This window comes from Arsenicicoccus dermatophilus (assembly GCF_022568795.1).
Lineage (GTDB): Bacteria > Actinomycetota > Actinomycetes > Actinomycetales > Dermatophilaceae > Arsenicicoccus > Arsenicicoccus dermatophilus.
The window spans coordinates 1-26,582 of the sequence record NZ_JAKZHU010000003.1 but is presented as its reverse complement, the minus strand read 5'-3'; the positions used below and the strand labels follow the sequence as shown (position 1 = coordinate 26,582).

The 26,582-nt window shown below is 73.2% G+C and carries 17 protein-coding genes, 1 pseudogene and 1 riboswitch; of the genes and pseudogenes, 14 read left to right on the top strand and 4 right to left on the bottom strand.

All coding sequences use genetic code 11. The features are described from left to right. The 3 genes from MM438_RS16850 to MM438_RS14570 are packed head-to-tail and all read right to left on the bottom strand — an operon-like array spanning position 1 to position 2,881. Positions 1–1,137 (bottom strand): sensor histidine kinase, encoded by a 1,137-nt coding sequence (locus MM438_RS16850; protein WP_241454028.1) that lies wholly within the window; start codon positions 1,135–1,137, stop codon positions 1–3. After that, the gene (locus MM438_RS14575) at positions 1,134–1,892 is read right to left on the bottom strand and encodes an ABC transporter permease (RefSeq protein ID WP_241454027.1); all 759 of its coding nucleotides are present in this window, start codon (positions 1,890–1,892) and stop codon (positions 1,134–1,136) included. Before MM438_RS14575 ends, MM438_RS16850 begins: the two co-directional genes overlap by 4 nt. Next, positions 1,889–2,881, bottom strand: coding sequence for an ABC transporter ATP-binding protein (locus tag MM438_RS14570; RefSeq protein WP_241454026.1), 993 nt, complete (start codon positions 2,879–2,881; stop codon positions 1,889–1,891). The genes MM438_RS14575 and MM438_RS14570 overlap by 4 nt, the downstream gene beginning before the upstream one ends. A gap of 98 nt (positions 2,882–2,979) precedes the next feature. On the opposite strand from MM438_RS14570, the gene MM438_RS14565 reads away from it, so the two are divergent. From MM438_RS14565 to MM438_RS14530, 8 genes are all read left to right on the top strand, one after another. Beyond that, positions 2,980–4,200, top strand: a complete 1,221-nt coding sequence (locus tag MM438_RS14565; RefSeq protein ID WP_241454024.1) for an allantoate amidohydrolase — start codon at positions 2,980–2,982, stop codon at positions 4,198–4,200. A gap of 52 nt (positions 4,201–4,252) precedes the next feature. Then, positions 4,253–5,602 (top strand): formimidoylglutamate deiminase, encoded by a 1,350-nt coding sequence (locus tag MM438_RS14560; protein ID WP_241454020.1) that lies wholly within the window; start codon positions 4,253–4,255, stop codon positions 5,600–5,602. Continuing rightward, a complete protein-coding gene (gene hutI, locus MM438_RS14555) occupies positions 5,599–6,834 on the top strand; it encodes an imidazolonepropionase (protein ID WP_241454017.1) in 1,236 nt (411 codons plus the stop codon). Before MM438_RS14560 ends, hutI begins: the two co-directional genes overlap by 4 nt. Positions 6,835–6,935: 101 nt before the next feature. Beyond that, on the top strand, positions 6,936–8,207 hold the full coding sequence (locus MM438_RS14550; RefSeq protein WP_241454015.1) for a sensor histidine kinase: 1,272 nt from the start codon (positions 6,936–6,938) through the stop codon (positions 8,205–8,207). Beyond that, positions 8,204–8,920, top strand: a complete 717-nt coding sequence (locus MM438_RS14545) for a response regulator (protein ID WP_241454012.1) — start codon at positions 8,204–8,206, stop codon at positions 8,918–8,920. Before MM438_RS14550 ends, MM438_RS14545 begins: the two co-directional genes overlap by 4 nt. Positions 8,921–9,156: 236 nt before the next feature. Then, on the top strand, positions 9,157–9,927 hold the full coding sequence (locus MM438_RS14540; protein ID WP_241454011.1) for an ABC transporter ATP-binding protein: 771 nt from the start codon (positions 9,157–9,159) through the stop codon (positions 9,925–9,927). Positions 9,928–9,930: 3 nt separating this feature from the next. Then, positions 9,931–12,384, top strand: a complete 2,454-nt coding sequence (locus tag MM438_RS14535; RefSeq protein ID WP_241454009.1) for an FtsX-like permease family protein — start codon at positions 9,931–9,933, stop codon at positions 12,382–12,384. 19 nt (positions 12,385–12,403) lie between these two features. Continuing rightward, positions 12,404–12,880 carry an NUDIX hydrolase gene (locus MM438_RS14530; protein WP_241454007.1) on the top strand — a complete coding sequence of 159 codons (477 nt, stop codon included), beginning with the start codon at positions 12,404–12,406 and terminating at the stop codon, positions 12,878–12,880. A 48-nt stretch (positions 12,881–12,928) separates the two neighbouring features. Here MM438_RS14530 and MM438_RS14525 read toward each other — a convergent pair whose 3' ends face one another. Further along, positions 12,929–13,243, bottom strand: a complete 315-nt coding sequence (locus MM438_RS14525) for a DUF4235 domain-containing protein (RefSeq protein WP_241454004.1) — start codon at positions 13,241–13,243, stop codon at positions 12,929–12,931. Positions 13,244–13,280: 37 nt separating this feature from the next. Next, positions 13,281–13,386: riboswitch (TPP riboswitch) on the top strand. Between the two features lie 45 nt (positions 13,387–13,431). Here MM438_RS14525 and MM438_RS14520 point away from each other — a divergent pair. From MM438_RS14520 to MM438_RS14500, 6 genes and pseudogenes are all read left to right on the top strand, one after another. Then, positions 13,432–14,094, top strand: coding sequence for an ECF transporter S component (locus tag MM438_RS14520; protein WP_241454003.1), 663 nt, complete (start codon positions 13,432–13,434; stop codon positions 14,092–14,094). Continuing rightward, complete coding sequence (locus tag MM438_RS14515; RefSeq protein WP_241454001.1) at positions 14,091–16,352, top strand: ABC transporter ATP-binding protein; 2,262 nt, start codon at positions 14,091–14,093, stop codon at positions 16,350–16,352. The genes MM438_RS14520 and MM438_RS14515 overlap by 4 nt, the downstream gene beginning before the upstream one ends. 360 nt (positions 16,353–16,712) lie before the next feature. Beyond that, on the top strand, positions 16,713–25,211 hold the full coding sequence (locus MM438_RS14510) for a beta strand repeat-containing protein (RefSeq protein ID WP_241453994.1): 8,499 nt from the start codon (positions 16,713–16,715) through the stop codon (positions 25,209–25,211). Continuing rightward, positions 25,121–25,954: a DUF7507 domain-containing protein gene (locus MM438_RS14505; protein WP_241453991.1), complete on the top strand. Its 834-nt coding sequence runs from the start codon at positions 25,121–25,123 to the stop codon at positions 25,952–25,954. Before MM438_RS14510 ends, MM438_RS14505 begins: the two co-directional genes overlap by 91 nt. 25 nt (positions 25,955–25,979) lie before the next feature. Beyond that, positions 25,980–26,210 (top strand): annotated as a pseudogene (locus MM438_RS17020) (DUF7507 domain-containing protein); the annotation flags it as partial. 131 nt (positions 26,211–26,341) lie between these two features. Further along, positions 26,342–26,582: DUF7507 domain-containing protein (locus MM438_RS14500; RefSeq protein ID WP_241453988.1), on the top strand; the 241-nt coding region annotated here is incomplete at its 3' end.

Genomic DNA, 26,582 nt, shown 5'->3' with positions numbered 1-26,582 from the left:
TCACCTCCAGCCGGGTGCCGCGGCCGTCGGGGCCGCCGGCGAGGGCCAGGTGGCCATCCACGGCGGCGACGCGTTCGCGTAGGCCGCGGATCCCGTTGCCCTCGCGGCCCGCGCGCAGGCCGCGTCCGTCGTCCTCGACCACCAGGGACCCGGCGCCGAGGCGGACCGTGCAGCGGGTGGCGCCGGCGTGGCGGACGACGTTGGTGACCGCCTCGCGCAGCGTCCAGGCGAGGACCGTGCGGTGGCGGGGTCGACGACGGTGAGGTCGGTGGGCAGGTCCGGCTCGATCCCGGCGCCGGTCAGGGTGGTGCGGGCGGCGTCGATCTCGTCGGCGAGCACGGCCACCCGCAGGCCGCCGACGGTCTCGCGGATCTCGGCCAGGGCGGTGCGGGTCAGCGCGCGGACGTCGGCGAGCTCGGCCCGGGCCCGCTCCACGTCGACGTCGAGGAGCCGCTCGGCGAGCTCGGCCTTGACCGACACCACGGTGAGGGAGTGGCCGAGGACGTCGTGGACGTCCCGCGCGACCCGCTCGCGCTCCTCGGACAGCCGCAGCCGCTCCACGGCCCGGTCGTACTCCAGCCCGCGCGCGTTGCTCACCCGCGTCAGGAAGGTGCTCACCGTGACGATCCCGAGGATCGCGAGCATCCCCACCCAGCTCGATCCCTGGCCGGTGAGCAGCGGTATGCCGAGGGCGAACGCCCACACCACCGTGGTCAGGGCCAGACCCAGGGCGAGCGGGAAGGTGAACGCCAGGAAGGACACCAGGAACGGCGCGATCCCGAGGGCCTCGAGCCCGATCACCGGCAGCTGTCCCGCCACCAGGGCGACCAGCACCGCGAACAGGCGATGGGCGAGGGGGAACCGCGGCCACGCCGTCTCGGCCCAGCAGCGGGCGCAGCCGTGGACGAAGACCGCGCCGAAGGCCACCAGGTCGGCCAGGCCCAGTGCCCGCACCCAGACCGGGTGGGGCGCCCGCACCATGGCGATCCCGGGATAGACCAGGAAGATCAGCCACACGGCGGGCAGGATCCAGGCGAACCGCACCCAGGGGTTGTCCGGCCCGGGCGCCGCGGCGGCGCCGGCCTCCGTCGGGCCGGCCCCGCTCGGGGCGGCGCCCGGGCCGACGCCGTCGGTCACGCGCGCTCCCGGCTGCGGCGCACCAGCAGCGTCGCGAGCACCCCCAGGATCACCAGCCATGCCGCCACGTTAGCGAGCGGGATCCACAGCGGCTCGGCGACCAGGTGGCCGTCGCCGTCGATGGTGCGCCCGCCCGTCAGGGGACAGCGGGCAAGCTGCGTCACGCCATACAGCGGGGTGAACCGCCCGAGCTGCAGCAGGACGCCGGACAGCGGCATGAACAGCCCGCCGAGGAAGGCTAGGACGACCAGCGCGCCGCTGGCGGCGCCGACGGCCGAGCGCGACCGCATCCCCAGCCCGAAGCACAGCCCGAGGAGCGCGAACATCGCGGCACCGAGCACCACGAGCAGGGCCGACTGCCACCACACCTGGTGCTCGGCGCGGGCGCCCGTGGCGGCGGCGGTGGCATAGACGACCGCGACGGGCAGGGCGGCCATGGTGACCGCGGCGGCGGCCTTGACCAGCACGAACTGCCCGTCGGCCAGGGGCGTCAGGCCGAGCTGGCGGCCCCAGCCGAGGGTCTTCTCCAGGGCGGCGGCCGCGCCGAGGGAGGAGGTGGCGCTGATCGCGCCGTACAGCGCCATCGAGATCATGACGTGCGCCGCGAGGTTGCCGTGGCCGGCGGTGCCGGCGCCGTACGACCGGGAGGCGCCGAAGACGAGGTACATGAACAGCGGCATCCCGGCGGTGAAGAACAGGCCGACGCGGTCCCGCAGCTCGCGGACCAGCTCGTAGCGGTAGTAGGTGACGTTCATCGCTGCAGCTCCAGGGTGCGGGTGCGGTCGGCGGGTGCGGGAGCGCTGTCGGTGGCTGCGCCGCCGGTGAGGTCCACGAAGGCCTGGTCCAGCGAGCCCCGGCCGACCTCGAGCTCGCGGGCTCCCTCCTGCAGGAGCACGCGGGCGAGGGTGTCGGAGTCGGTGCACCGGGCGGTCAGCCGTATGCCGGTCCGTCCGGTCCCGGTGGTCTCGACCTGCCCGACCCCGGGGATGCGGGCGACGAGGGCCTGGACGCGGGACAGGTCGGCGGCGTCGACGTCCGCGGAGACGACCCGTGTCGACGAGCGGGCGCGCAGCTCGGCGGTGGTGCCGTCGGCGACGACCCGGCCGCGGGCGACGAGGACGATCCGTTGCGCGAAGTGCTCGGCCTCCTCGAGGTAGTGGGTGGCGAAGACGACGGTCCGGCCGGCCGCGGCGTCGGCGTGCATCGCGGCCCAGAAGTCCTGGCGCGCCTGCACGTCCATGCCCGCGGTGGGCTCGTCGAGGATCATCAGGTCCAGCTCGGGCAGCAGCGCGAGCGCGAACCGCAGCCGCTGCTGCTCGCCGCCGGAGCAGGTGGCGACGCGGCGGTCGACGAGGCGGGTGAGCCCGGCCCGCTCGACGACCTCGGCGACGTGGGCGCGGGAGCGCAGCGCCGGTTCGGGGTAGGTGGAGGCGACCAGGTGGACGGTCTCGCGGACGGTGAGGTCGTCGAGCAGCCCGCCGCTCTGGAGGACCGCGCCGACGCGCCCCGCCCGCACCGCTGCGCGCGGCGCGCCGCCATACGTCCGGACCGTCCCGGAGGTGGGGGAGGTGAGCCCGAGGACCAGGTCCAGGGTCGTCGTCTTGCCGGCGCCGTTGGGCCCGAGGAAGGCCACCACCTCGCCGGGCAGCACGGTCAGGTCCAGGCCGTCGACGGCGGTGACCGTCTCCCCCTTGACCCGGAACTCCTTGCGCAGGTCGCGCAGCTCGATCGCTGGTGTCGTCATGGCTCCCAGCCTGGTCCGTTCCCGGTCGCCGCCGGCAGGGGCGGCTGTCACGTCGCCCCCGTGACACCTGTCACGAGGGTCGGGGATAGGTTCGGGGCATGTCGACGCCGACCTCTCCCAGCCCTGCCGTGACGGACTTCGACCGGATGTGGGCGGAGCTGCAGCCCGTGGGGCGGGCCGGCTCCGGCGGCTACCGGCGGTTCGCGTGGACCCGCGAGGACGCCACGCTGCGCGAGTGGTTCGCGGGGGAGTGCGCCCGGCGCGGCCTGGACCTGGTCGAGGACCGCCTCGGCAACCAGTGGGCCTGGTGGGGCGACCCGGACACCCAGGGTCCCGGCGTGGTCATCGGCTCGCACCTGGACTCGGTGCCGGACGGCGGGGCCTATGACGGCCCGCTGGGCGTGGTCACGGCGCTCGCCACCGTCGACGCGCTGCGCGCCGCCGGCCATACCCCCCAGGTGCCGCTGGGCGTCGTGAACTTCGCCGACGAGGAGGGGGCCCGCTTCGGCGTCGCGTGCATCGGCTCGCGGGTCGTCACCGGCGCGCTGACCCCCGAGCGGGCGCTGGCGCTGACCGACAACGACGGGGTGAGCCTGGCCGAGGCGCTGCGGGCCGCGGGGTGCGACCCGGGAGCGATCGGCCGCGACGACGAGGCGGTCGGGCGGGTCGGGACCTTCGTGGAGGTGCACGTCGAGCAGGGCCGCGGCCTGGCCGACCTGGACCGCGCGGTCGCCGTGGGCACCGCGATCTGGCCGCACGGCCGCTGGCGCCTGGACCTGGTCGGCCAGGCCAACCACGCCGGCACCACCCGGCTGGAGGACCGCGACGACCCGATGCTGCGCCTGGCCTCGGCCATCCTCACCGCGCGCAGCGCCGCCGAGACCCACGCCTGCGTCGCCACGATCGGCAAGACCCGCGTGGTCCCCGGCGGCGTCAACGCCATCCCCTCCGAGGTCACCGCCTGGCTGGACGCCCGCGGCCCGGTCGACGCCGACGTGCGCGAGGTGGTCGCCGAGGTCGCCCGCACGGTGGGCGTCGAGGCGGTGGAGGAGAGCTGGACCCCCCAGACGGGCTTCGACGCGCAGCTGGCGGCCCGGCTGTCGGTGCTGCTCGACGACGCGCCCCTGCTCGGCACCGGCGCGGGTCACGACGCCGGGATCCTCGCGGGCGCCGGCGTCCCCACCGCCATGCTCTTCGTCCGCAACCCCACCGGCATCTCCCACTCGCCGCAGGAGCACGCTGAGGTCGAGGACTGCCACGCCGGGGTCGACGCGCTGCGCCGGGTCGTCACCGACCTGACCGCCGAGGCCCGGGCTTAGGGTGGAGCCGCCGTCGCTGCCCCCGCAGCGGGCATGTCGAGGAGATGCCACGATGACGACCTTCTGGGCCGAGCACGCCCAGCTGCCGAGCGGGATCACGAGCGGTGTGCGCATCCAGGTCAGCGGTGACCGGATCAGCGCCATCGAGGTCCGCACCCACCCGCGACCGGGCGACACCAAGCTCCAGGGCGTGACCTTCCCCGGCATGGCCGACGCGCACTCGCACGCCTTCCACCGGGCGCTGCGCGGGCGGACCCATGCCTCCGGCGGCGACTTCTGGACCTGGCGGGAGCGGATGTATGCCGTGATGACCCGCCTGACCCCGGACAACTACCGTGACCTGGCCCGGGCGGTCTTCGCCGAGATGGTGCTCGCGGGCTTCACGACGGTGGGCGAGTTCCACTACGTGCACCACCAGCCGGACGGGCGGCCCTATGCCGACCCCAACGAGATGGGGCACGCCCTGCGCGAGGCCGCCTCCGACGCCGGGATCCGACTCACCCTGCTGGACACCTGCTACCTCACCGGCGGGCTCGACGGCGGCGGCTACCACCCCCTCGACAGCGCCCAGCGCCGCTTCGGGGACGGCTCGGCCGAGTCCTGGGCCGGGCGGGTCAGCCAGCTCGTCGAGGGCCCGGAGTTCCGCGTCGGCGCGGCGATCCACTCGGTGCGCGCGGTCCCGCGGGACCAGCTCACCGAGATCGCCGAGATGGCGGGCGACGCGGGCGGCGTCCACCAGGCGCCGATGCCGCTGCACGTCCACCTGTCCGAGCAGCTTGCCGAGAACGCCGCCACCCTCGCGTGCTACGGCCGCACCCCGACCCAGCTGCTCGCCGAGGAGGAGGTGCTGTCCGCGCACACCACCGCCGTGCACGCCACCCACCTCACCGAGGAGGACATCCGGCTGCTCGGCGACTCCGGGACGGGCGCGTGCTTCTGCCCGCTCACCGAGCGCGACCTCGCCGACGGCATCGGCCCGGCCTACGACCTGCACCGCGCCGGATCGCCGCTGTCCATCGGCACCGACCAGCACGTGGCCATCGACCCCTGGGGCGAGCTGCGCTCCCTGGAGATGCACGAGCGCCTGGTCACCAACGAGCGGGGGCGGTTCACGCCGCTGGAGCTCGCCACCATCGGCACCGAGAACGGCTACCGCGCGCTCGGGTGGCCCGACGGCGGACGGCTCGAGGTCGGCGCCCTCGCCGACCTGTGCAACGTCCGCCTCGACTCGGTGCGCACCGTCGGCGCCAAGCCCGCGCAGGTGCTGTACGCCGCCACCTCCGGCGACGTGGACACCGTCGTCGTCGGCGGCCGCGTCGTCGTCGAGGGCGGCTACCACCGCCACGGCTCGGTGGCCCTGATGCTGCGCACCGCCCTCGACCAGCTCCTGGAGGAGATGTGACCTCGCTGCTGGTCACCGACATCGGCGAGCTCGTCACCGCCGACCCGACCCTCGGCGACGAGTCACCCCTCGGGCTGCTGCACGACGCGGCCGTCCTCGTCGACGACCTGCCGGCCCCGGGGGTCTCGGCCTACCGCATGCTCGAGGGCGAGGCGGTCCCGCAGCGCGGCTCGGTCGCCTGGGTCGGGCCCGCGGCGTCCGCACCCGCCGCCGACCGGGTGATCTCGGTCCAGGGGCGGTGCGTGGTGCCCGGGTTCGTCGACTCGCACGCCCACCTCGTCTTCGCCGGGGACCGCGGGGCCGAGTTCGCCGCCCGGATGACCGGCGAGCCCTACGACGGCGGCGGCATCGCCGTGTCCGTCGCGGCCTCGCGCGCCGCCACCGACGAGGACCTGCAGGACCTGCTGCTCTATCGCCTCGCCGAGATGCGCGCCCAGGGCACCACCACCGTCGAGGTGAAGTCCGGCTACGGCCTGTCCGTCGCGGACGAGGCCCGGATGCTGCGGCTCGCCGTCGAGGCCGGCGTGGAGGAGACGACCTTCCTCGGGGCGCACGTGGTCCCCGCGGACTTCCGCGACCGACGGGCGGAGTACGTCGAGCTCGTCACCGGGCCGATGCTCGAGGCCTGCGCGCCGCACGCCGCCTGGGGCGACGTCTTCTGCGAGCCCGCGTCGGCGCACGCCTTCGACGGGGACGAGGCGCGCACCGTCCTGCTCGCCTGCCGCGAGGCCGGGCTCGAGCTGCGGGTCCACGGCAACCAGCTCTCCGCCGGACCCGGCGTGCAGCTCGCCTGCGAGCTCCAGGCCGCGTCCGTCGACCACTGCACCCACCTGGCCCCCGCCGACGTGGACGCGCTGGTCTCGTGCGCCGCGACCACCGTGGCCACCCTGCTGCCGGGCGTGGAGTTCTCCACCCGCTCGCCCTATCCCGACGCCCGCGCCCTCCTGGACGCCGGCGTCTCGGTGGCGCTCGCGACCGACTGCAACCCGGGCACGTGCTACTCCTCGTCCATCCCCTTCGTGGTCGCGCTGGCCGTGCGGGAGATGGGGATGACCCCGGCCGAGGCGCTGCTCGCGGTCACCCGGGGCGGGGCCGCGGCGCTGCGGCGCTCCGACGTGGGGCACCTGGGGATCGGCGCGCGACCGGACCTGACGCTGCTGGACGCGCCGTCATACGTCCACCTGTCCTATCGCGCGGGCGTCCCGATCGCCACCGCCCTCGACCTCTCCTGAGCCCGGTCCGTCCTGCCCGGCGGTGCGGACCGGGGGGCTCCGGCCACAGGTCAGACCTGGGGATGACGACCCGGCGGTGGCCCACGACCTAGCGTGGAGCGGTGACCCGACTGCACCGCCTGCGCGCCTGGATCGCCGCCCACCCGATGCTGGTGGACGGCGTCTGGGCCCTCCTGGGCGTCGCGCCACTCGCCGCCTCCTCCGGGGGCGTGCCCGACAGCCGCCTCGGGTCCGCGTGGGCCGCGATGGCTTGGCTGGTGGGCTTCTTCGTGCTGCCGCTGGTGTGGCGGCGCACCCGACCGGACGCCGCCATCGCCGTGGTCGCCGTCGGGTGCCTGACCCAGCTGTGGCTGTGGGACACCGTGCTGCCCGTCGACCTCAGCGCGTTGCTGATGCTCTATGCCGTGGGGGCCTACGGCCGGCGCGAGTGGCGGCACTGGTGGCTCGGCGCCGCGCTGGTGGGAGCGGTGCTCGGGTCCTGGGACTGGTCGCTGCGGGACGGGCACGGGGTCGGCAACCCGGTGGTCTACGGGATCACCAACTGGGTGTTCAGCGCCGCCCTGTCGGTGGCGTTCTACGTCCCCGGGGTGCTCGCCCGCCAGCGTCGGGACCTGCTGGCCTCCCTGCAGGACCGCGCCCGGTCCCTGGAGCGCGAGCGCGACTCCTCGATGCGGCTGGCCGCGCAGGAGGAGCGGGCCCGGATCGCCCGCGAGATGCACGACATCGTCGCCCACTCCCTGTCGGTGATCGTGGTGCAGTCCGACGGCGCGGGGTATGCCGTCCAGCACGGCGACCCCGACGCCGCCCGCGAGGTCGCCGCCCGGACCCTCGCCACCATCGGCGACACCGCCCGCACCGCCCTCGCCGAGACCCGCCGCCTCGTCGGGGTGCTGCGCGAGTCCGGCGAGGAGGTGTCCTATGCCCCGCAGGCCACGCTCGACCAGGTCGACGAGCTGGTCGCCAAGGTCAACGAGGCGGGGATGCCGGCGACCCTGACCGTGGTGGGCGACCCCGCCGGGCACGCGCCGCTCGGGGCCACCGAGGGCATGGCGGTCTATCGCGTGGTGCAGGAGGCGCTGACCAACGCCATGAAGCACGCCGGCGCCGGCGCCTGCGTGACGGTCGAGATCCGGCACCTGCCCGGGCGCGTCGAGCTCGCCGTGCGGGACACCGGGAGCGGGCCTGGCCCAGGCCCGGGGGAGGGCCCCGGATCCCGGGACGGGCACGGCAACGGGCTCGTCGGGATGCGCGAACGGATGGCGGCCGTGGGCGGCGAGCTGGTCGCCCGCGAGCGACTGGGTGGGGGCTTCGAGGTGCTTGCTAGCCTGCCGCTGGGTGCCGCGACCGCCGCCCTGGGACAGGGAGACTCATGACCGACGACACGATCCGGCTGCTGCTCGCCGACGACCAGGAGCTGGTCCGGATGGGCTTCCGCATGGTGCTCGACGCCCAGCCGGACATGACCGTGGTGGGGGAGGTGGGCGACGGGGCGGCCGCGGTGGCGCGCGTCGCCGGGCCCACGACCGCGGGCGCGTCAGCCTCGGGGATGGACGACGTCGACGTGGTGCTCATGGACATCCGGATGCCCCGCATGGACGGCGTCGAGGCGACCCGCCGCATCGTGGCGTCCGGCGCCGCGGCGCGGGTGCTCGTGCTCACGACCTTCGACCTGGACGAGTACGTCCATGCCGCCCTCAAGGCCGGGGCGAGCGGCTTCCTGCTCAAGGACGCGGGGCCGGCGGAGCTGCTGGCTGCCATCCGCGCGGTGCACCACGGGGACTCCGTGGTCGCCCCCAGCGCGACCCGCCGGCTGCTGGAGCGCTTCCTGCCCGACCTGCCCGACGAGGGTGCCTCGGCCCCCGCCGGCGCCGAGGAGCGACTGGCCCCGCTGACCGAGCGCGAGCGGGAGGTGCTCGTCGCCGTCGGCCAGGGCCTGACCAACCAGGAGATCGCGGCCGAGCTCTACCTCGCCCAGGCCACCGTCAAGACCCACATCGGTCGGATCCTGGCCAAGCTGCACCTGCGCGACCGGGTGCAGATGGTCGTGCTCGCGTACGACACCGGCCTGGTCCGCCCCCGCGCCTGACCCCCTGCGCCCGCCATACGCCCCGCCCGCCACGCCCCGGAGCCTCTCGCGCCCGCTCTCTCCTGCGCTCGGAGCTCGAGGTGGGGAGGGAGCAAGGTGCGACCGGGGTCGCAGGTCCCCTCCCGGCATACGACCTGGGTATGACGAGAGCAACCGCCCCGCAGGCGGATCCGCGCGACGGACCCGGCTCCCTAGCGTCGAGGACGTCCTCGATCGCCATTCCTCAGGAGCCCTTGATGAGCCTCGCACCCGCCGCAGCCCCCTCGACCAGGTCCGCCACCCGCGCCCCCGCGGTGCGGGTGCGGGAGCTGACCAAGACCTACGGCGAGGGGGACACCCGCGTCGTCGCGCTGGACCGGGTGGACGTGGACCTGGCCGCCGGCGAGCTCACCGCGATCATGGGGCCGTCGGGCTCGGGCAAGTCGACGCTGATGCACTGCGCGGCCGGGCTGGACGACGTCACGAGCGGCCAGGTGTGGCTGGGTGACACGGACCTGACCACGCTGGACGACACCCGGCTGACCCGGCTGCGGCGCGAGCGGATCGGGTTCGTCTTCCAGGCCTTCAACCTGCTGCCGACGCTCACCGCGGAGGCCAACGTCCTGCTCCCGCTGCGCCTGGCGGGCCGCCGCCCCGACCAGGACTGGCTGGACCACGTCGTGCAGGTGCTCGGGCTGCGGGATCGTCTGCGGCACCGGCCGAGCGAGCTGTCGGGCGGCCAGCAGCAGCGGGTGGCCGTCGCCCGAGCGCTGGTGACCCGACCCGACGTGATCTTCGCCGACGAGCCGACCGGTGCCCTGGACAGCGTCACCGGCCACGAGCTGCTCGACCTGCTGCGCCGCAGCGTCCGCGAGCTCGGCCAGACCGTCGTGATGGTCACCCACGACCCCAGCGCCGCGACCTACGCCGACCGGGTCCTCCTGCTCGCCGACGGTCGCCTGGCCGGCGAGCTGCGCGAGCCCACCGCCGACGACGTCCTCGGCGCACTGCGCGGACTGGGGGCCTGAGTGATGACCTCGATCTCCTTGGCAGCAGCCGACGTCCGCGGCCAGGGCCGCCGCCTGGTCAGCGTGCTGGTGGCCATCGCGGTGTCCGTCGCCTTCATCACCGCCTGTCTCGCGCTGAGCGACTCGCTCACCTCGCGGCTCACCCGCGACGTCCGCGCCACCGTCGGCGCCAGCGCGGTGGTGGTCACCGGCCCCGGGCGGGACGGCACGGTCCCCCCGGCCCTCGTCGAGCAGCTGCGCGCCGCCCACCCCGACACCGAGGTGCGCCCCGTGGCCACGGGATTCGTGCGGCAGCTGGTCGGCGGGCGAGAGGCCTTCCTCGCGCTGCGGTCGGTGCCCCGCCTGAGCCCCACCACGACGCTGGAGGCCGGTCGCCTGCCCGCCGCCGGCGAGATCGCCCTCGCGGCGGACGTCGCCCGCTCCCGCGGTCTCGCGATCGGGCAGGTCGTGCGGCTCAAGCCGCTGCCCGACGGCCAGGTTCGCGACCTGCGCCTCGTCGGCCTGGTCCACCCCGGCGCCGACGCCGTGGACGCGACCGGCAATCCCTGGGGCTTCCTGCCCGAGCGAGACCTGTGGACCCTCACCGGGACGACCGGCTACCGCGCCGTGCATGCCGGGAACGGCGCCACCGACGCCGCTCGCCTCAAGGCGGCCGTGGCCGCGCTACCCGCCGCCAAGAGCCTCACCGTCCGCACCGGCGCCGAGGAGCGGGACGCCCGGATCGCCGACCTCGGCAGCGAGGTCGCCGTGATCACCTCGGCGCTGCTCGTCTTCGCGATCATCGCGACGTTCGTGGCGATGCTGGTCATCGCCAACACCTTCGCCATCCTCGTCGCGCAGCGCACCCGCCGGCTCGCGCTGCTGCGCTGCATCGGCGGCGAGCGCCGGCAGGTGCGCGGGTCGGTCGTCGTGGAGGCGGTGCTCGTCGGCGTCGTCGGCTCGCTCGTCGGTGTGGGGCTCGGCCTGGCGCTCGCCGCCGGCGCGGTCCGCCTGAGCGCGGGAACGCCCCTCGACCTGGGCGGCCTGACCGCGGCCCCCGCCACCGTGCTGGTCCCGCCGGTCGTCGGCGTGCTGGTGACGGTGGTCGCGGCGCTCGCGCCGGCCCGCGCGGCGACCCGGGTGACCCCGCTCGCGGCGCTGCGGCCGCAGCCGGCCTCCCGGGGGCGCCGGGTCGCCCGCACCCGCCTGGTCCTGGGGGCCCTCGGGGCGGTGGCCGGGACCGTGCTGCTCGTCCTCGGCGCCCGGGCCCACTCGATGGCCCTCGGCGTGCCCGGCGGCCTGGTGTCCTTCGTCGGGATCATGCTGCTCGCGCCGGTGGTGGTGCCGGCCCTGGCGGCGCTCGTGGGCGGCCTACCCGCTCGTCTCTGGGGAGTGCCCGGCGCGCTCGCGGTCGACAACTCCCGGCGCAACCCGGCCCGCGCGGCCGCCACCGCCTCCGCCCTGCTCGTCGGCGTCACCCTGATCACCACGACCACCGTCGCCGCCGCGTCGGCCACCCGGTCCGGCAACGAGGCGCTGGACCGCCGCTACCCGGTCGACGCGACGGTGCAGGCGGCCAAGGGACTCACCACCGCCGACCTGGCCACCGTCCGGCGCAGCCGCGTGGTCGAGCAGGCCGCCCTGGTCACGAGGCTGCACCCCACCCTGTCGATCGCCGGCCGCGACCCGCAGGCCGAGGACGTCACCGGCATCACCCCCGAGGCCGTGCAGGTCTCCCGCCGCGCCCCGAGCCTGGCGGGGCTCGACGACGGGACCGTCCTGCTCACCCCGCAGACGGGCGCCCGCACCGGCGACCGGGTGCGGCTCACCCAGGGCGGCCGCACGCTCGAGCTGCGTGCCCACGTCAGCGACGAGCACCCCTCGACCCCCGTCGTCACCGGCGCCACCGCCCGGCGCCTGGACCCCGCCGCCCCCGCTGTCGCCTGGGTCCGGCTCGTCCCCACCTCGGACGCCGCCGCCACCGCCGAGCGGCTCGCCACCGACACCGCGCAGATCCCGGGCAGCCAGACCGCCTCGGTCGCCGGCCAGCGCGCCGAGCTGCAGCGGGTCATGGACACCACGCTGACGGTGGTGACCGGGCTGCTGGCCTTCTCGGTGCTCATCGCCCTCGTCGGCATCGGCAACACCCTCGGGCTGTCCGTCCTGGAGCGCACCCAGGAGTCCGGCCTGCTGCGTGCCCTCGGGCTCGAGCGACGCCAGCTGCGCGCCATGCTCGGCCTGGAGGCGCTCACCCTCGCGGGCGTCGGCACCCTCGTCGGGCTGGCCCTCGGGGTGGGCTACGGGGTGGCCGCGGCCCACGCCGCGCTCGGCGGCGACCTGACCGTGGCGATCGACGTCCCCTGGGCCCGCCTCGCCCTGGTCGCCGGGGTCGCCCTGGCCGCAGGATGGGCCGCGTCCGTCATACCGGCTCACCGGGCCGCCCGGGTGAGTCCCTCGGCAGCCCTCGCGGCCGACTGACCCGACCTAGGCTGACGCCATGCCTCGCACCAGCGCCGGACTGCTGCCCTATCGCCACACCGCCGACGGGCTCGAGGTCCTGGTCGGCCACATGGGTGGCCCCTTCTGGGCGCGCAAGGACGCCGGCGCCTGGTCGATCGTCAAGGGCGAGGTGGAGCCCGGGGAGACCGACCTGGAGGCCGTGGCCCGCCGCGAGGTCGCCGAGGAGCTCGGGGTGCCCGCCCCGCCCGGCCCCTGGCTCGACCTCGGCCAGGTCCGCCAGTCCGGCGGCAAGGTCGTCCAGGCGTATGCCGTGGCCGCGCCCGACCTCGCGCTGGTGTCCTGCACCGAGGTCGAGATGGAGTGGCCGCGCGGGTCCGGCCGGGTCATCCGCTTCCCCGAGCTCGACCGGGCCGAGTGGCTGACCCTCCCGGCCGCCCGCGAGCGCCTGGTCGCCGGGCAGCGACCGCTGCTGGACCTGCTGCAGGACCGCCTCGGGCAAGGTCCCCAGGCATGAGCGAGGCCCGCCCCCACGACGGGGAGCGGGCCTCGGACGTGCCTGCGGTCAGGCGCGGTTGCTGCTGATGTCGGCCTGGGCCTGGAGGTCGACCTCACCGATGTCCTTGCTCTGACGCTTCACCGCGGCGACGTAGCCCTTGGCGGTCTGGCGCTGGGCGACGAGGCGGGCGACGCCCATGACGACGCCGGACAGCGCCGCGAAGGCGAGCGCTTCCTTCCAGTCGACCTCGGGGTTGGTGGGGTCGGAGGGAGCCTCCTTGCCCGTGGCCTTCTGCCAGCTGGTGTTGACGATCTTGTTGGCGACGACACCGGCGAGCGCGGCGGCCCCGGTGCCGATGAGCTTCCAGAGGTTAGGTCCCATGCGTTGAGTCTCACACGTCCTTGCGGTTATCGTCACCTTTCCACGACAGGGGAGCGCACGCAGCGCTGAGAGTGCGGATCGGTCCGCAGACCCTCGAACCTGCTCCGGCTAGCACCGGCGAAGGGAGTCGAGCTTCTCGAGGTGCTCCGGCGCCTCTCCCTCTTGGCAGCGACCAGGAGATCTCTCGTATGGCGACCACCACCCGCCCCACCGACGCGACGGGCACCCGCTCGACGTGGTCCGTCCTCGCCCGCCGCCCCCTCACGGGCTGGCGCGGCATCGACCTCGTCGTCGGCGCCGTCCTCGCCGTGGCCATGGGCGTGGCCTTCTGGGCCTGGGACAACTCGCTCTACCACCTCGTCGAGGGGCCCGCCGCGGTCTATGCGCCGATCGGCTCGCTCGTGCTCGGAGTCTGGCTGCTGCCCGCGGTGGCCGGTGCCCTGCTGGTCCGGCGGCCGGGGGCGGCGCTCTACGTCGAGCTGATCGCCGCGACCGTGGAGACGCTGCTCGGCAACAAGTGGGCCGCGCTGGTGATGCTGTCCGCGCTGCTGCAGGGCCTGGGCGTGGAGCTCGCGATGGCGGTGTGGCGCTGGCGCCGCTTCGACCTGCTCACGGCCGTGCTCGGTGGCGTCCTGGCGGCCGTCCTGGAGATCTGCTGCTACGAGTGGTGGCAGTACGTCCCGCAGCTCGCGCCGGTCCACAAGCTCGTCTACCTCGCCCTCGGGATGATCTCCGGCGCGGTGATCGCCGGTCTCGGAGCCGGCGCGCTGGTCCGGGCGCTGGCGCGGTCCGGCGCGGTCGACGCCTTCCCGCCCGCCCAGGAGGCCCGCGAGGCGCGACGCACCGCATGAGCGGCGGGGCCGCCGTCGCGACGCGGGACCTGACCTGGCTGCCGCACGGCCTGGACGCGCCGGTCCTGGACCGGGTGTCCCTGCAGGTGGCGCCGGGGGAGCGGGTGCTGCTCGCGGGTGCGTCGGGCTCGGGCAAGTCCACGCTGCTGCGCGCGCTGGCGGGGGTGCTGGAGGAGACCGGCGGCGGGGCGCTGACCGGGTCGGTCCAGGTGACCGACGGTGCCGTGGCTCCCGGCCTGGTCGAGGGCATGGCCGGCACCGGTGCGGCCGCTGCGCCGCCGCCGGCGCAGGCCGGGCTGCTGCTGCAGGACCCCGCCGACGCCGTCGTCGCCCGCACCGTCGGCCGCGACGTGGCCTTCGGCCCGGAGTGCGCCGGGGCGCCGCGCCCCGAGATCTGGCAGCGGGTGCGGTCGGCGCTGCGGGCGGTCGGGTTCCCGTATGCCGAGGACCACGAGACCCGCGCCCTGTCCGGGGGCGAGGCCCAGCGGCTGGCGCTCGCGGGCGTGCTCGCCCTGCGCCCCGGCCTGCTCCTGCTCGACGAACCCTGCTCGATGCTCGACCCCTGCGCCGCCGCCGAGGTGCGGGCGGCCGTGGCCGAGGCGGTGGCCACCTCGGGCGCCACGCTCGTCGTCGTGGAGCACCGCCTGGCCCCCTGGACCGACCTGTGCGAGCGGCTCGTGGTGCTGGGCGACCGGGGTCAGGTGGTCGCGGACGGGCCGCTCGCGGCGACGCTGGCCGCGCAGGCCGAGCACCTGACGCGTCTCGGGCTGTGGGTGCCCGGCGCCCCGGCACCCACGCCGGCGGCGGTGGAACTCCCGCTGGTCACGCCCGTCCGCCCCGCCGGCCTCGAGGTCGAGGTCGCCGAGCACGAGCGCCAGACCCAGCCGGGACTCGCCTCCTGGCAGGTCGAGCGCCTGCCGGTGGTGGTGCTGGAGGACGTCGAGCTGGCCGCCTCGCCCGGTGAGCTCGTCGCGCTGACCGGCGCCTCCGGGGCGGGCAAGTCCACCCTGCTCGCGCTCGCCGCAGGCCTCGACGAGCCCACGCGCGGCCTGGCCCGCCTCGACGGGGTCGACGGCCCGCCGAACGCTGCTGACGGCCCCGACCTCGCCGCCGTCGTCGGCTGGGTCCCGCAGCGCCCCGAGCTGCCCCTCGTCGCCCGCACCGTGCTGGACGAGGCCCAGGTCACCGCCCGCGCCCTGGGCCAGGACCTCGATGCCGTCGAGCGCCGCGCCCGTGCCCTGCTCGCCGTGGTCGGGCTGACCGACCGCCTCGACGCCGACCCGCACCACCTGTCCGGCGGCGAGCAGCGCCGCCTCGGGCTGGTCGCCGCCCTGGTCCACGGCCCCGGCGTGCTCCTGCTGGACGAGCCCACCGTCGGGCAGGACCGGCAGACCTGGGCCGCCGTGACCGGGCTCGCGCACGCCGCCGCCCGCGCCGGCACCACCGTCGTGGCCGCCACCCACGACCGGCTCCTCGTCGGCGGCGCCACCCGCGAGGTCGCCCTCCCGCGCCCCGACCGGCAACCCCGCGATCCCCGACGACGCGGCCAAGGACTGGCCCCGCACGCCTCCCCGCTGCCACTCCTGCTGCTCCTGCTCGTGGCCGCGGTGGTAGGTCTGGCCATACCGTCGGTCGCGGCCGGTCTGACGCTCCTCGCCGCGGAGCTCGCGGCCCTGGTCGCGCTGTGCGGACTGCGCTGGCCGCAGCCGTTGTTGCGCCTGGGGCCGCTGGTCGTGGCCGCGGTCTCCCTGTGGTGGTCGGGCTGGGCCTGGTCGGAGCACCACGACGCCCTCGCCGCAGCCCTGGCACCCCTGCGGATGACGACGGCGGCGCTGCCGGGCGTGCTGGTCGGCGCCTACCTGGAGCCCTTCACCCTGGGCGACCACCTCTGCCAGCGGTTGCGGCTGCCCGCCCGGCCCGTGGTGGCCGCGGTGGTGGCGCTGCAGCGCTTCGACGAGCTGCGGGCCACGGCGTCCGAGCTGCGGGCGGTGCGCCGGGTGCGGGCGGTGGCCGGTGGCCGCGGGGTGCTCGCGCCGGTGCGGGACGCGGCGGCGTCGACCTTCGTGCTGCTCGTCCTCGCGCTGCGCCAGGCCGGTCGTACGGCGGTGGCGATGGAGGCGCGGGGCTTCTCCTCCGTCGTCGTCCGACAGGGCCGGCGGACCTGGGCGGAGCCCGCTCGTAGGGGCCGAGGCGACCTGGGGGTGCTGCTGGTGACCCTCGTCGTGGCTGCGGTGGGGGTGCTCGGCCACCTGCGCTGACCACGCCGGATGGCGACGGACGGGTGACTCCCGGCCCCACCTCCACCCGTGCGGCCCAGTCCTTGCGGGCGGAGGTCACCCGACGCGGCAGGTCAGCGGCGTGGCCGGGAGCATCATCTCTGCCGGGTGGACGTGACCACCGCGTCCGAGGTGTCCGATCCCTCCCGACCGTGAGTCACTCATATGGGTGCACTACGAAAAGTTACTTTGAGCAACGTTGCGTCATGTCTGCTGTTGGCGTGCCATATTGAGCATCGACCCTCTGCACTCTCAGTGTTGGAAGGTTGCTGAGGGTGTGAAACAGCGCTCTCTCATCGCTCACCGTGCGGCATCCCCCTGCCGCGCCACCGAAGGGGTCACATGGCCAGCAGCAACCGGTCGTCCGGAGTCTTGACGGTGCGTAGTCACGACTCGCGCTCGTGGCGCACCCGCTCCGCCATCGCCGTGTCCGCGGTGATGGCGGTCCTCGCTGCCCTCATGCTGGCCTTCGCCACCCCTGCCCAGGCCTCGATCGTCGACCCGATGAACGAGTCCTACAACGACGTCGTCAACGGTGACTTCATCACCATCGGCAACGGTGTCCTCGGCTGTGGCACGACGAGCGCGTGCTCCCAGTGGCAGACGGGCAGCACCACCAACAACAACGGTGCGTTCGTCATGACCCCGGTCGACGTCGACGGCGACACCACCACCTACGACTCCACCCAGGGAACGCTCACGATCCCCAGCGGCGCCAAGGTCGTCAAGGCGATGCTCTACTGGGGCGGCACCACCGGGTACTACAACAACAACGGCACCCTGGCCTGGGGCGGGGGCACCCTGATCCCCGGCGAGCCCAGCTCCCCGGCGAGCGCTCCGGTGAGCCTGAAGGTCGGGACCGGGTCCTACCAGGCCTACCCGCCGGCGGTGTTTGCCGCCGACGGTGTCGCTCAGGCGGCCAACGGCGCGAACCAGTACTACACCGCCCAGGCCGACGTCACCGACGCCTTTGCCTCCATCGCCACCGGGTCCGCGCAGACGATCACGGTCGGCAACGTGTGGGGTGTCCAGGACTACGGCATGGCGGCCGGGTGGACCCTGTCGGTGGTCTACGACTTCGGCACCGCGATCACCGGTGTGGCTGCGTCACAGGCGCGCAACGTCGTGCTCTACGACGGCATGATCCGCAAGACCGGCGGCGAGGGCGCCGACGCCGTCCAGCTGACCGGCTTCACCGCCGTCGCCTCGGGGGCCCGCGCGTCCTACGGCCTGATCGAGGGTGACAACAACATCACCGGTGACTACGCGGAATATGCCGTCGGGACCAGCACGACCTACACGAGGCTGGCCAACCAGACCGGCAGCACCAGCAACATCGGCCAGTCCTACTCCGACGGGGCGGTGCGGTACGGGGCCAGCACCTCCGGCACCTTCTTCAACGGCAACGTCGACGCCCGCAGCGTAAACCTGACCAACGTCGTGACCGGCACCTCGCTGATCAACTACCGCTTCGGCACCAGCGGCGACGAGTACGTCTGGCAGTCCGCCGCCATCTCGGTGCCCGTCTCCCAGGTGCGCATCACCAAGGCCGCGCAGGACGGCACGGACACCCAGACCGTCAACCAGGGTGTCCAGCCCGTCTTCAAGATCACCGTCAAGAACACCGGTGCCACCACCCTGAACAACGTCAAGGTCACCGACCCGCTGGCGCCGGCCTGCGAGGTGACCTACACGGCCTTGGCCTCCGGTGAGGAGAAGACCTACACCTGTCTGGGACCGGTCGCGCAGAACACCTACACCAACACCGCGACTGTCGCCGGCACCGATTCCACGAACACCACGGTGACCACCAAGGACGCCACCCAGGTCACCGTGCTCAAGCCGATCATCGACGCGGTGAAGTCCGGTGGCACCATCACCGGTCCGGACGCGTCCGGCAACTACACGGTGGCCTACGACGTGTCGGTGTCGAATACCGGTGCGGGCTACGCCATCGTCGGGCCGCTCACCGACAACCCAGCTTTCGACACCACCCACCTGGCGGTCAAGGGCACCTCGTGGACCGGTACCGGCGGCGGGGCCACGTCCGGCTCGGTGACCGGCAGCGGCTCGGCCGTCCTGGCGGGGGCCTCCACCCAGATCGACCCGGGTGTCACCATGACCTGGAAGGTCGCGGTCACCTTCGGCTTCCTGGACCAGAACCTGGCCACCGTCTGCAACGGCTCCGGGACCGGTCTGTACAACTCGATCACCCTCTCGGGTGCCTCGGAGACCTCGCTCACCAACAACGCGGCGTGCGTCAACCCGCCGGTGCGGACTGCGGTCTTCGACGCGGCCAAGTCCGCCGGCGTGGTCAACGGCCCCGCCGCCGACGGCACCTACACGGTGTCCTACACCGTGACCGTCAAGAACACCGGTCAGGTCGATGGGCAGTATGGCGCCCTGACCGACCGCCCGCAGTTCGCCTCCAACATCGCGGTGGACTCGGCGACCTGGACCACGAGCGGGCCGGCCGTCCCCGCCGGCACCGGCGCCACCGGTGCCGGGCCGTACACCCTCGCTCCCGCCGGGACCACGCTGCAGGCCGGGGGCACGCACACCTACACCGTGCTGGTGAAGTTCCACTACACCGACTCCAACCAGGCCGTCGCGTGCAACACCCAGCAGCCCGGCACCGGTCTGTACAACTCCGTGGCGCTGCCCGGCACCCAGGACGCGGTGACCACCAACAACGTCGCCTGCGTGCCCCCGCCGCTGCCGCCGGTGCCCTCGCTCCAGCTGACCAAGTCGGCCGCCCCGATCGTCGACGTCAACGGCAACCGTCTGCAGGACGCCGGGGACACGATCACGTACACCTTCACCATCAAGAACACCGGTCTGGTCAACCTCACCAACCTGCGGATCACCGACAGCAAGCTGGGCATCAGCGCCCTCACCTGCAACAGCTCGGTGACCACGCTCGCCCCGGGGGACAGCGTGACCTGCTCCCCGAGCCGGTCGTACACGATCACGGCCAGCGACGTGACCAACGGCAAGGTGGACAACACCGCGACCGCCACGGGCCAGGACCCCCAGGGGCGCCAGGCCACCGGCACCGCGTCCAAGACGATGACCATCTCCGCCGGTCCCAAGATCGACCTGGCCAAGACCGTGAGCTCGGTGGTCGACACCAACAACGACGGCCGTCAGAACGCCGGCGACACGGTGACCTATACCTTCACCGTCACCAACACCGGCAACCTGCCGATCGCCAACGTCCTGGTCACCGACACCAAGCTCGGCGTGACCAACCTCAGCTGCGGCGACGTCGCCGTCGGCGCCACCATCACCTGCCCGACCAAGGCGCACGTCCTCACCCAGGCCGAGATCGACGCCGGGAAGGTCGACAACACCGCGTCCGCCAGCGGCACCGCGAGCGACAACTCCAGCGTCACCGCCACCGGCTCCGCGAGCCTGACGGTGCCCCCGAGCCCGTCGATCCTGCTGGACAAGAAGGCCTCCGCCACCATCGTCGACGTCAACAAGAACGGCGTCACCGACGTCGGCGACCAGCTGACGTACTCCTTCACCGTGACCAACACCGGCACGGTGACCCTGGCCCCGGTGACCGTCAACGACTCCAAGCTGGGCATCAACAACACCTGCGCGGGCTCCCTGGCCCCGGGTGCCACCGTCGACTGCCCGACGGCTACCCACTCGATCACCCAGGCCGACCTGGACTCCGGAACCTACGACAACGCCGCGTCCGCCTCGGGCACCAGTCCCTCGGGATCGGTGGTGCTGTCCACCGACAACGCGTCCAGCACCGTCCAGGGCACCTCGGCCCTCACGCTGGACAAGACCGCCGGCTCTGTCATCGACGCCAACAACAACGGCCTCACCGACGCCGGTGACACCATCACCTACTCCTTCTCGGTCAAGAACACCGGCTCGGTGTCGCTGAGCACCTTGGTGCTCACCGACGCCCGCCTGGGCCTGAACCGCCTCGCCTGCGGCACCGGCTCCCTGGCCCCGGGGAACACCCGCGCCTGCACGCCCTACACCTACACCCTGACCCAGACCGACGTGGACTCCGGAGCGGTCAACAACACCGCCTACGCCTACGCCCAGCCGCCGGTCGGCAACGAGATCAGCGCGCAGGACGCCGCGTCGACCACGATCGGCGCCGCGCCGCTGCTCGCGCTCACCAAGACGGCCACCCAGGTCAAGGACAGCAACGGCAACGGCGTCACCGACCCCGGTGACACCGTCGACTACTCCTTCTCGGTCAAGAACACCGGGTCGGTGACCCTGGACCAGATCTCGATCACCGACACCAAGATCTCCCAGGCCGCCGTCGCCTGCGGCACCGGGCCGCTCGCCCCCGGCGCCTCCCGCGCCTGCGGCGTCACCGTGACCTACAAGCTGACCCAGGCCGACATCGACGCGGGCAAGGTCGACAACACCGCGCGCGCCAAGGGCAACGCGCCCTCGGGCGCCCTCGCCGAGGGGCCGGCGACCGCCACCGTGCCGGTCACCACGACTCCCAGCATCCTGCTGAACAAGCAGACGCTCGCGTCGACGACGCCGGCCACCTCGCCGTTCATCGACGTCAACGCCAACGGCCGCATCGACATCGGTGACAAGATCACCTACCGCTTCACGGTGACCAACACCGGGAACGTCACGCTGAGCAATGTCCAGCTCGTCGACGCCAAGCTGGCGCAGAACTACACCTCCTGCTTCGCGGGCGGTCTGGCACCCGGTGCCACCGCGAGCTGCAACGACTACACCTACACGGTCACCCAGGCGGACGTGAACTCCGGGACGCTGGACAACACCGCCACCATCCACGGCTTCTCCCCGCAGAACGCGGACGTCACGTCCACCGACAGCGAGTCCACCACGATCCCGGCCCAGGTCGCCCTGACCCTGGCCAAGACCGCGGCCTACACCGACGTCAACGGTGACGGCGTCCGCAACGTCGGGGACTCGGTGACCTACTCCTTCCAGGTCGTCAACACCGGCAACGTGTCGCTCGCCGCCGTCACCCTGACCGACGCCAAGCTGGGCCTGACCGACCGGGTGTGCGACGCCCGGAGCACCTCGCCCCTCGAGCCGGGTCAGTCCCGCGACTGCACCCCGGTGACCTACCAGATCACCCAGGCCGACGTCGACGCCGCCAACGTGCACAACGACGCCTCCGCCACCGGCACCGGCTCCGACCCGGCCGCCACCCAGGCCAGGGCCACGAGCATGGCCGACGTCCCGATCCAGGCCGTCCCCGCCATCACGCTGGACAAGGCCGTCACCCCGCAGAGCGGCGGTCTCGGCTCCACCGCCGGCGTCGTCGACGTGGACAAGAGCGGCACCGTGACCGCGGGCGACCAGATCGCCTACACCTTCACCGTCACCAACACCGGCAACGTGTCACTGACCCCGGTCACGGTCACCGACGCCAAGGTCGGGTGGACCGGACAGGTCTGCGACGCCGGCGACACCAGCCCGCTGGCGCCCGGCCAGTCCCGCACCTGCACCGCCAAGACCTACACGCTGACCCAGGCCGACGTGGACGCCGGCGCGGTCAACAACTCCGCCACGACGACGGCGACCAACCCGACCAGCGGGCGCACGGTGACCAGCACCGACGCCACGTCGACGGCCTTCACCACCGCCCCGGGCCTGACCCTGGACAAGCGCACCAGCGCGCTGTCCGACCCGGACAAGAACGGCCCGGACGCCGGTGACACGCTGACCTACACCTTCGTGGTCACCAACACCGGCACCGTGACCCTCAACCCGGTCACTGTCACCGACACCAAGCTCGGCCTCAACGCCGTGGACTGCGGCGTGGGCACGCTGCTGCCGGGCGACACCAGGACCTGCACCGTCAGCAGGACGTACTCGATCACCCAGGCGGACATCAACGCCGACACCCTGGTCAACACCGCCACCGCGATCGGCACCCCGCCGAGCGGCGCCCAGGTGTCCGGCTCGGACACCGAGCGCACGACCTTCTCGACGATCCCGTCGACCTACCCGATCCAGCCGCCGAGCATCGCGCTCGACAAGCAGGCCGGGGTCATCGCCGACGCGAACGCCAACGGCAAGACAGACGCCGGTGACACCATCACCTTCACCTACGTGATCACCAACACCGGCACGCTCACGCTGTACAGCCCCACGGTGACCGACACCAAGCTCCAGCTGACCGGTCAGGCGTGCAACCCGGCCACCCCGCTGGACCCGGGCGTCGCCCGTGAGTGCTTCCAGAAGACCTCCGTCCTGACCCAGGCCGACATCGACGCGGGCACCTACGACAACTCCGCCACGGCCTCGGCCACCGGACCGGCCCCGAGCAGCGCCCCGGTGACCTCCACCCCCGACACGACCTCCACCCCGATCACCCAGCAGCGTGGGCTGGTCCTGGACAAGACGGCCAGCGCGGTCGTGGACACCAACGGCGACGGTCGCAACAGCGCCGGTGACACGGTCACCTACCGCTTCTACGTGACCAACACCGGGACGGTGACCCTGTCCGACCTGACGATCACCGACGCCAAGCTCGGCCTCGCCACCGTGCGGTGCGGCACCGGGACCCTGGCCCCGGGCGAGTCGCAGTACTGCTTCGCCTCCACGGCCGGGCGGGCCTACACGGTCTCCCAGAGCGACCTGGACGCCGCGCAGATCGTCAACACCGCGACCGTCTCCGGGCAGCCGCCGATCGGTGCGGCGCTGACCGCCTCCGACAGCGTGACCATCCCGGTCACGACCCGACCGGCATACAGCTTCACCAAGACCGCCGGCTCGGTGGTCGACAGCAACGGCACCGGCAAGCAGGACGCCGGTGACCGGGTGAGCTACACCTTCACCGTCACCAACACCGGAACCGTTACGCTCAGCTCGGTCGCCATCACCGACAACAAGATCGGTATGGCGGGAGTGGTGTGCGGCAGCGGCACCGTGGCGCCCGGCGCCTCGATCACCTGCACCTCCCCGGCCTACACGATCACCCAGGCCGACATCGACCTGGGCATGGTCAACAACACCGCGACCGCGAGCGCCCTGGCGCCCGACAAGACGGTCGTGCCTGGCACCGCCTCCGCGTCCGTGCCGCTGTCGCCGACCCAGTCGATGAGCCTGGTCAAGCAGGTGGGCAACTACGTCGACGCGAACAACGACGGCAAGCAGGACGCCGGCGACACGGTGCAGTACACCTTCACGGTGACCAACACCGGCTCGGTCACGCTCAACAGCATCAAGCTCAACGACACCAAGCTCGGCCTGACCAACGTCGATTGCGGGACCGGCCCGCTGGCCGGCGGCGAGACCCGCACCTGCACCACCGCCCCGGTGACATACACCATCACCGCGGCCGACGCGAACGCCGGTCGGGTCGACAACGCCGCGACCGTGTCGGGTCTGACCAACTCCGGTCAGCAGGTCAAGGCGAACGGCACCGCCACGACCCCGGTCGCGCCCACTCCGAGCGTGACGCTGGACAAGATCGCCGGGTCCATCGTGGACGCCAACGGCACCAACAAGGTCGACGTGGGTGACACCATCACCTACCAGTTCGTGGTCCAGAACACCGGCACGGTGTCGCTGAGCGACCTCGTCCTGACCGACACCCTGCTCAAGCTGAACGTGGCCTGCGGTTCCACCCCGCTGGCGGCGGGCACCCAGCGCAGCTGCACCCCGGCGACGTACACCCTGACGCAGGCCGACATCGACGCCGGCCTGGTGCACAACGCCGCGACCATCGCGGGCACCTCGCCGCAGGGCACGGTCGTGCAAGGCGGCGACACCGCCGACGTGACCGTGACCCAGAGCTCGGGCATCACGCTGGCGAAGACCGCCGGCGCCCTGACCGACACCAACGGTGACGGGCAGGTCGGTGCCGGCGACACGATCACCTACACCTTCAAGGTGACCAACTCCGGGACCGTGAGCCTGGACCCGGTGACCGTGACCGACACTAAGCTGGGTCTGTCCGCCGTGGCCTGCGGGACCGGCGCGCTGGCGCCGGGCGCGAGCCGCGACTGCCAGATCTCGGCGCCCTACACCCTCGCGGTGGCGGACGCCGACGCCGGCCTGGTGACGAACACCGCCGTGGCCTCGGGGACGAAGCCCGACGGCACCACGGTGACCGGCCCCGGCAGCACCACCACCACGGTGGCGTCGACCCCGTCGTACGTCTTCGACAAGCAGGCCGGGCCGATCGTCGACAACGGCGACGGCAAGACCGGACCCGGCGACACGATCACCTACACCTTTGTGATCGTCAACACCGGCAACGTCACGCTCACCCCGGCGGTCACCGACTCGATGCTGGGCCTGACCAACAGCTCCTGCGGCGCCACGTCGGTCGCACCGGGCGCGACGATCACCTGCCTGACCCGCGTCTACACGCTGACGCAGGCGGACGTGGACCGTGGCTCGGTCGACAACTCGGCCACTTCCTCGGCCACCACCCCCAAGGGCCAGGTCCTCTCCGGCGCGGACGGCACGGCCACCCCCGTGACCCGGTCGACCACCCTGAGCGTGGTCAAGCAGTCCGGGGGCGTCGTGGACGCCTCGGGTGACGGCCGCAACAGCGTCGGCGACACGATCGGCTACACCTTCGTGGTCACGAACACCGGGACCACGACCCTGAGCTCGGTCGCCATCACCGACCCCAGGCTGGGCCTGTCCAACGAGCCCTGCACCGGCACCCTGACCCCGGGCGGCCAGGCCACCTGCACCATCGCGGTGGCGAAGACGACCTACACCCTCACCCAGGCCGACCTCGACGCCGGGACCGTCACCAAGTGGTCACCGCCACGGGGACGCCCACCACGGGCAGCGCCGTCACCGCGACGGGTGCCGTCGCCGACGCCCTCGCGAAGACGCCGGGCCTGACCATCGACAAGACCGCAGGCCAGCTGATGGACCTGGACGGCAACGGACCTGACGCGGGCGACACCCTTACGTACTACTTCACGGTGATCAACACCGGCACCGTGTCGATCAGCAACGTGACCTACACCGACCCGCTGGTCAAGGCCCAGAACCTGGCCTGCGGCGTGACGCCCCTGGCCGCCGGTGCCAGCCGGGTCTGCTCGGCCCAGACGTACACCCTGACCCAGACCGACGTGGACAGCGGTGCCGTGACCAACAAGGCCACGGCCTCGGGTACCGACCCCAAGGGCGCCCCGGTCACCTCCGCCCCCGACAGCACCACCACCGCGACGTCCGGCGCCACCAAGGTGACCCTGGACAAGACCGACATCGGGCTCACCGACGTCGACGGCAACGGGCTGGACGCGGGCGACACCGTGACCTATCGCTTCTGGGTGATCAACTCCGGGACCACGACGCTGCACCACGTCGACCTCCTCGACTCCCGGCTCGACCCGACCACGAGCACCAGCGGCTCGACCTACTGCCAGTGGCTGGACCAGCAGCACCCGAACGGCCTGGCACCGGGCCAGGGGGACTGGTGCTACGGCGCGGCGCAGACCTACACGCTGACGCAGGCCGACATCGACGCGGGGTCGATCACCAACACCGCCCACGTCACGGCCGTCGGCCCGGAAGCGCAGGTCGTACCCTCCCTCGACGACGGCGCCAGCCGCGCCCTGACACCCACCCCTCGCAGGTGACCGTGGACAGAGACCCACCGGCGCCCTGGTCGACTCGGCGCAGCCGGCCGGGCCGAGCGCGGGTGACACCGTGACCTACTCCTTCTCGGTCACCAACACCGGGGCCACCACCCTGACCGGCGTCACCGTCTCGGACCCCAAGGTCGGCATGTCCAACGTGCTGTGCGCGGCCACCCTGGCGCCCGGCGCGACGGCGTCCTGCCCGTCGAAGGCCTACACGCTGACCCAGGCCGACCTCGACGCCGGTCGCGTGAGACAACACCGCGACCGTCGCGGGGCTGGACCCGAAGAAGACCACCGTGACTGGTCGAGAACGCGACCAGGTGCTGCTGACGCAGACCCCCACCCTGGCGCTGGACAAGCAGTCCTCCGCCGTGGCCGACAACGGTGACGGCGTCACCGAACGCCGGTGACACCATCACGTACACCTTCCTGGTCACCAACACCGGCAACGTCACGCTCAACCTGCTCAACCTGACCGACGCCAAGCTCGGTCTAGCGGGACGGGTCTGCGACCAGCCGATCCTCGACCCGGGCCGGACCACCACCTGCTACGTGGCCAACTACGTCCTCACCCAGGCCGACATGAACACCGGCACCGTGCACAACGAAGCCTCGGTCCAGGGCA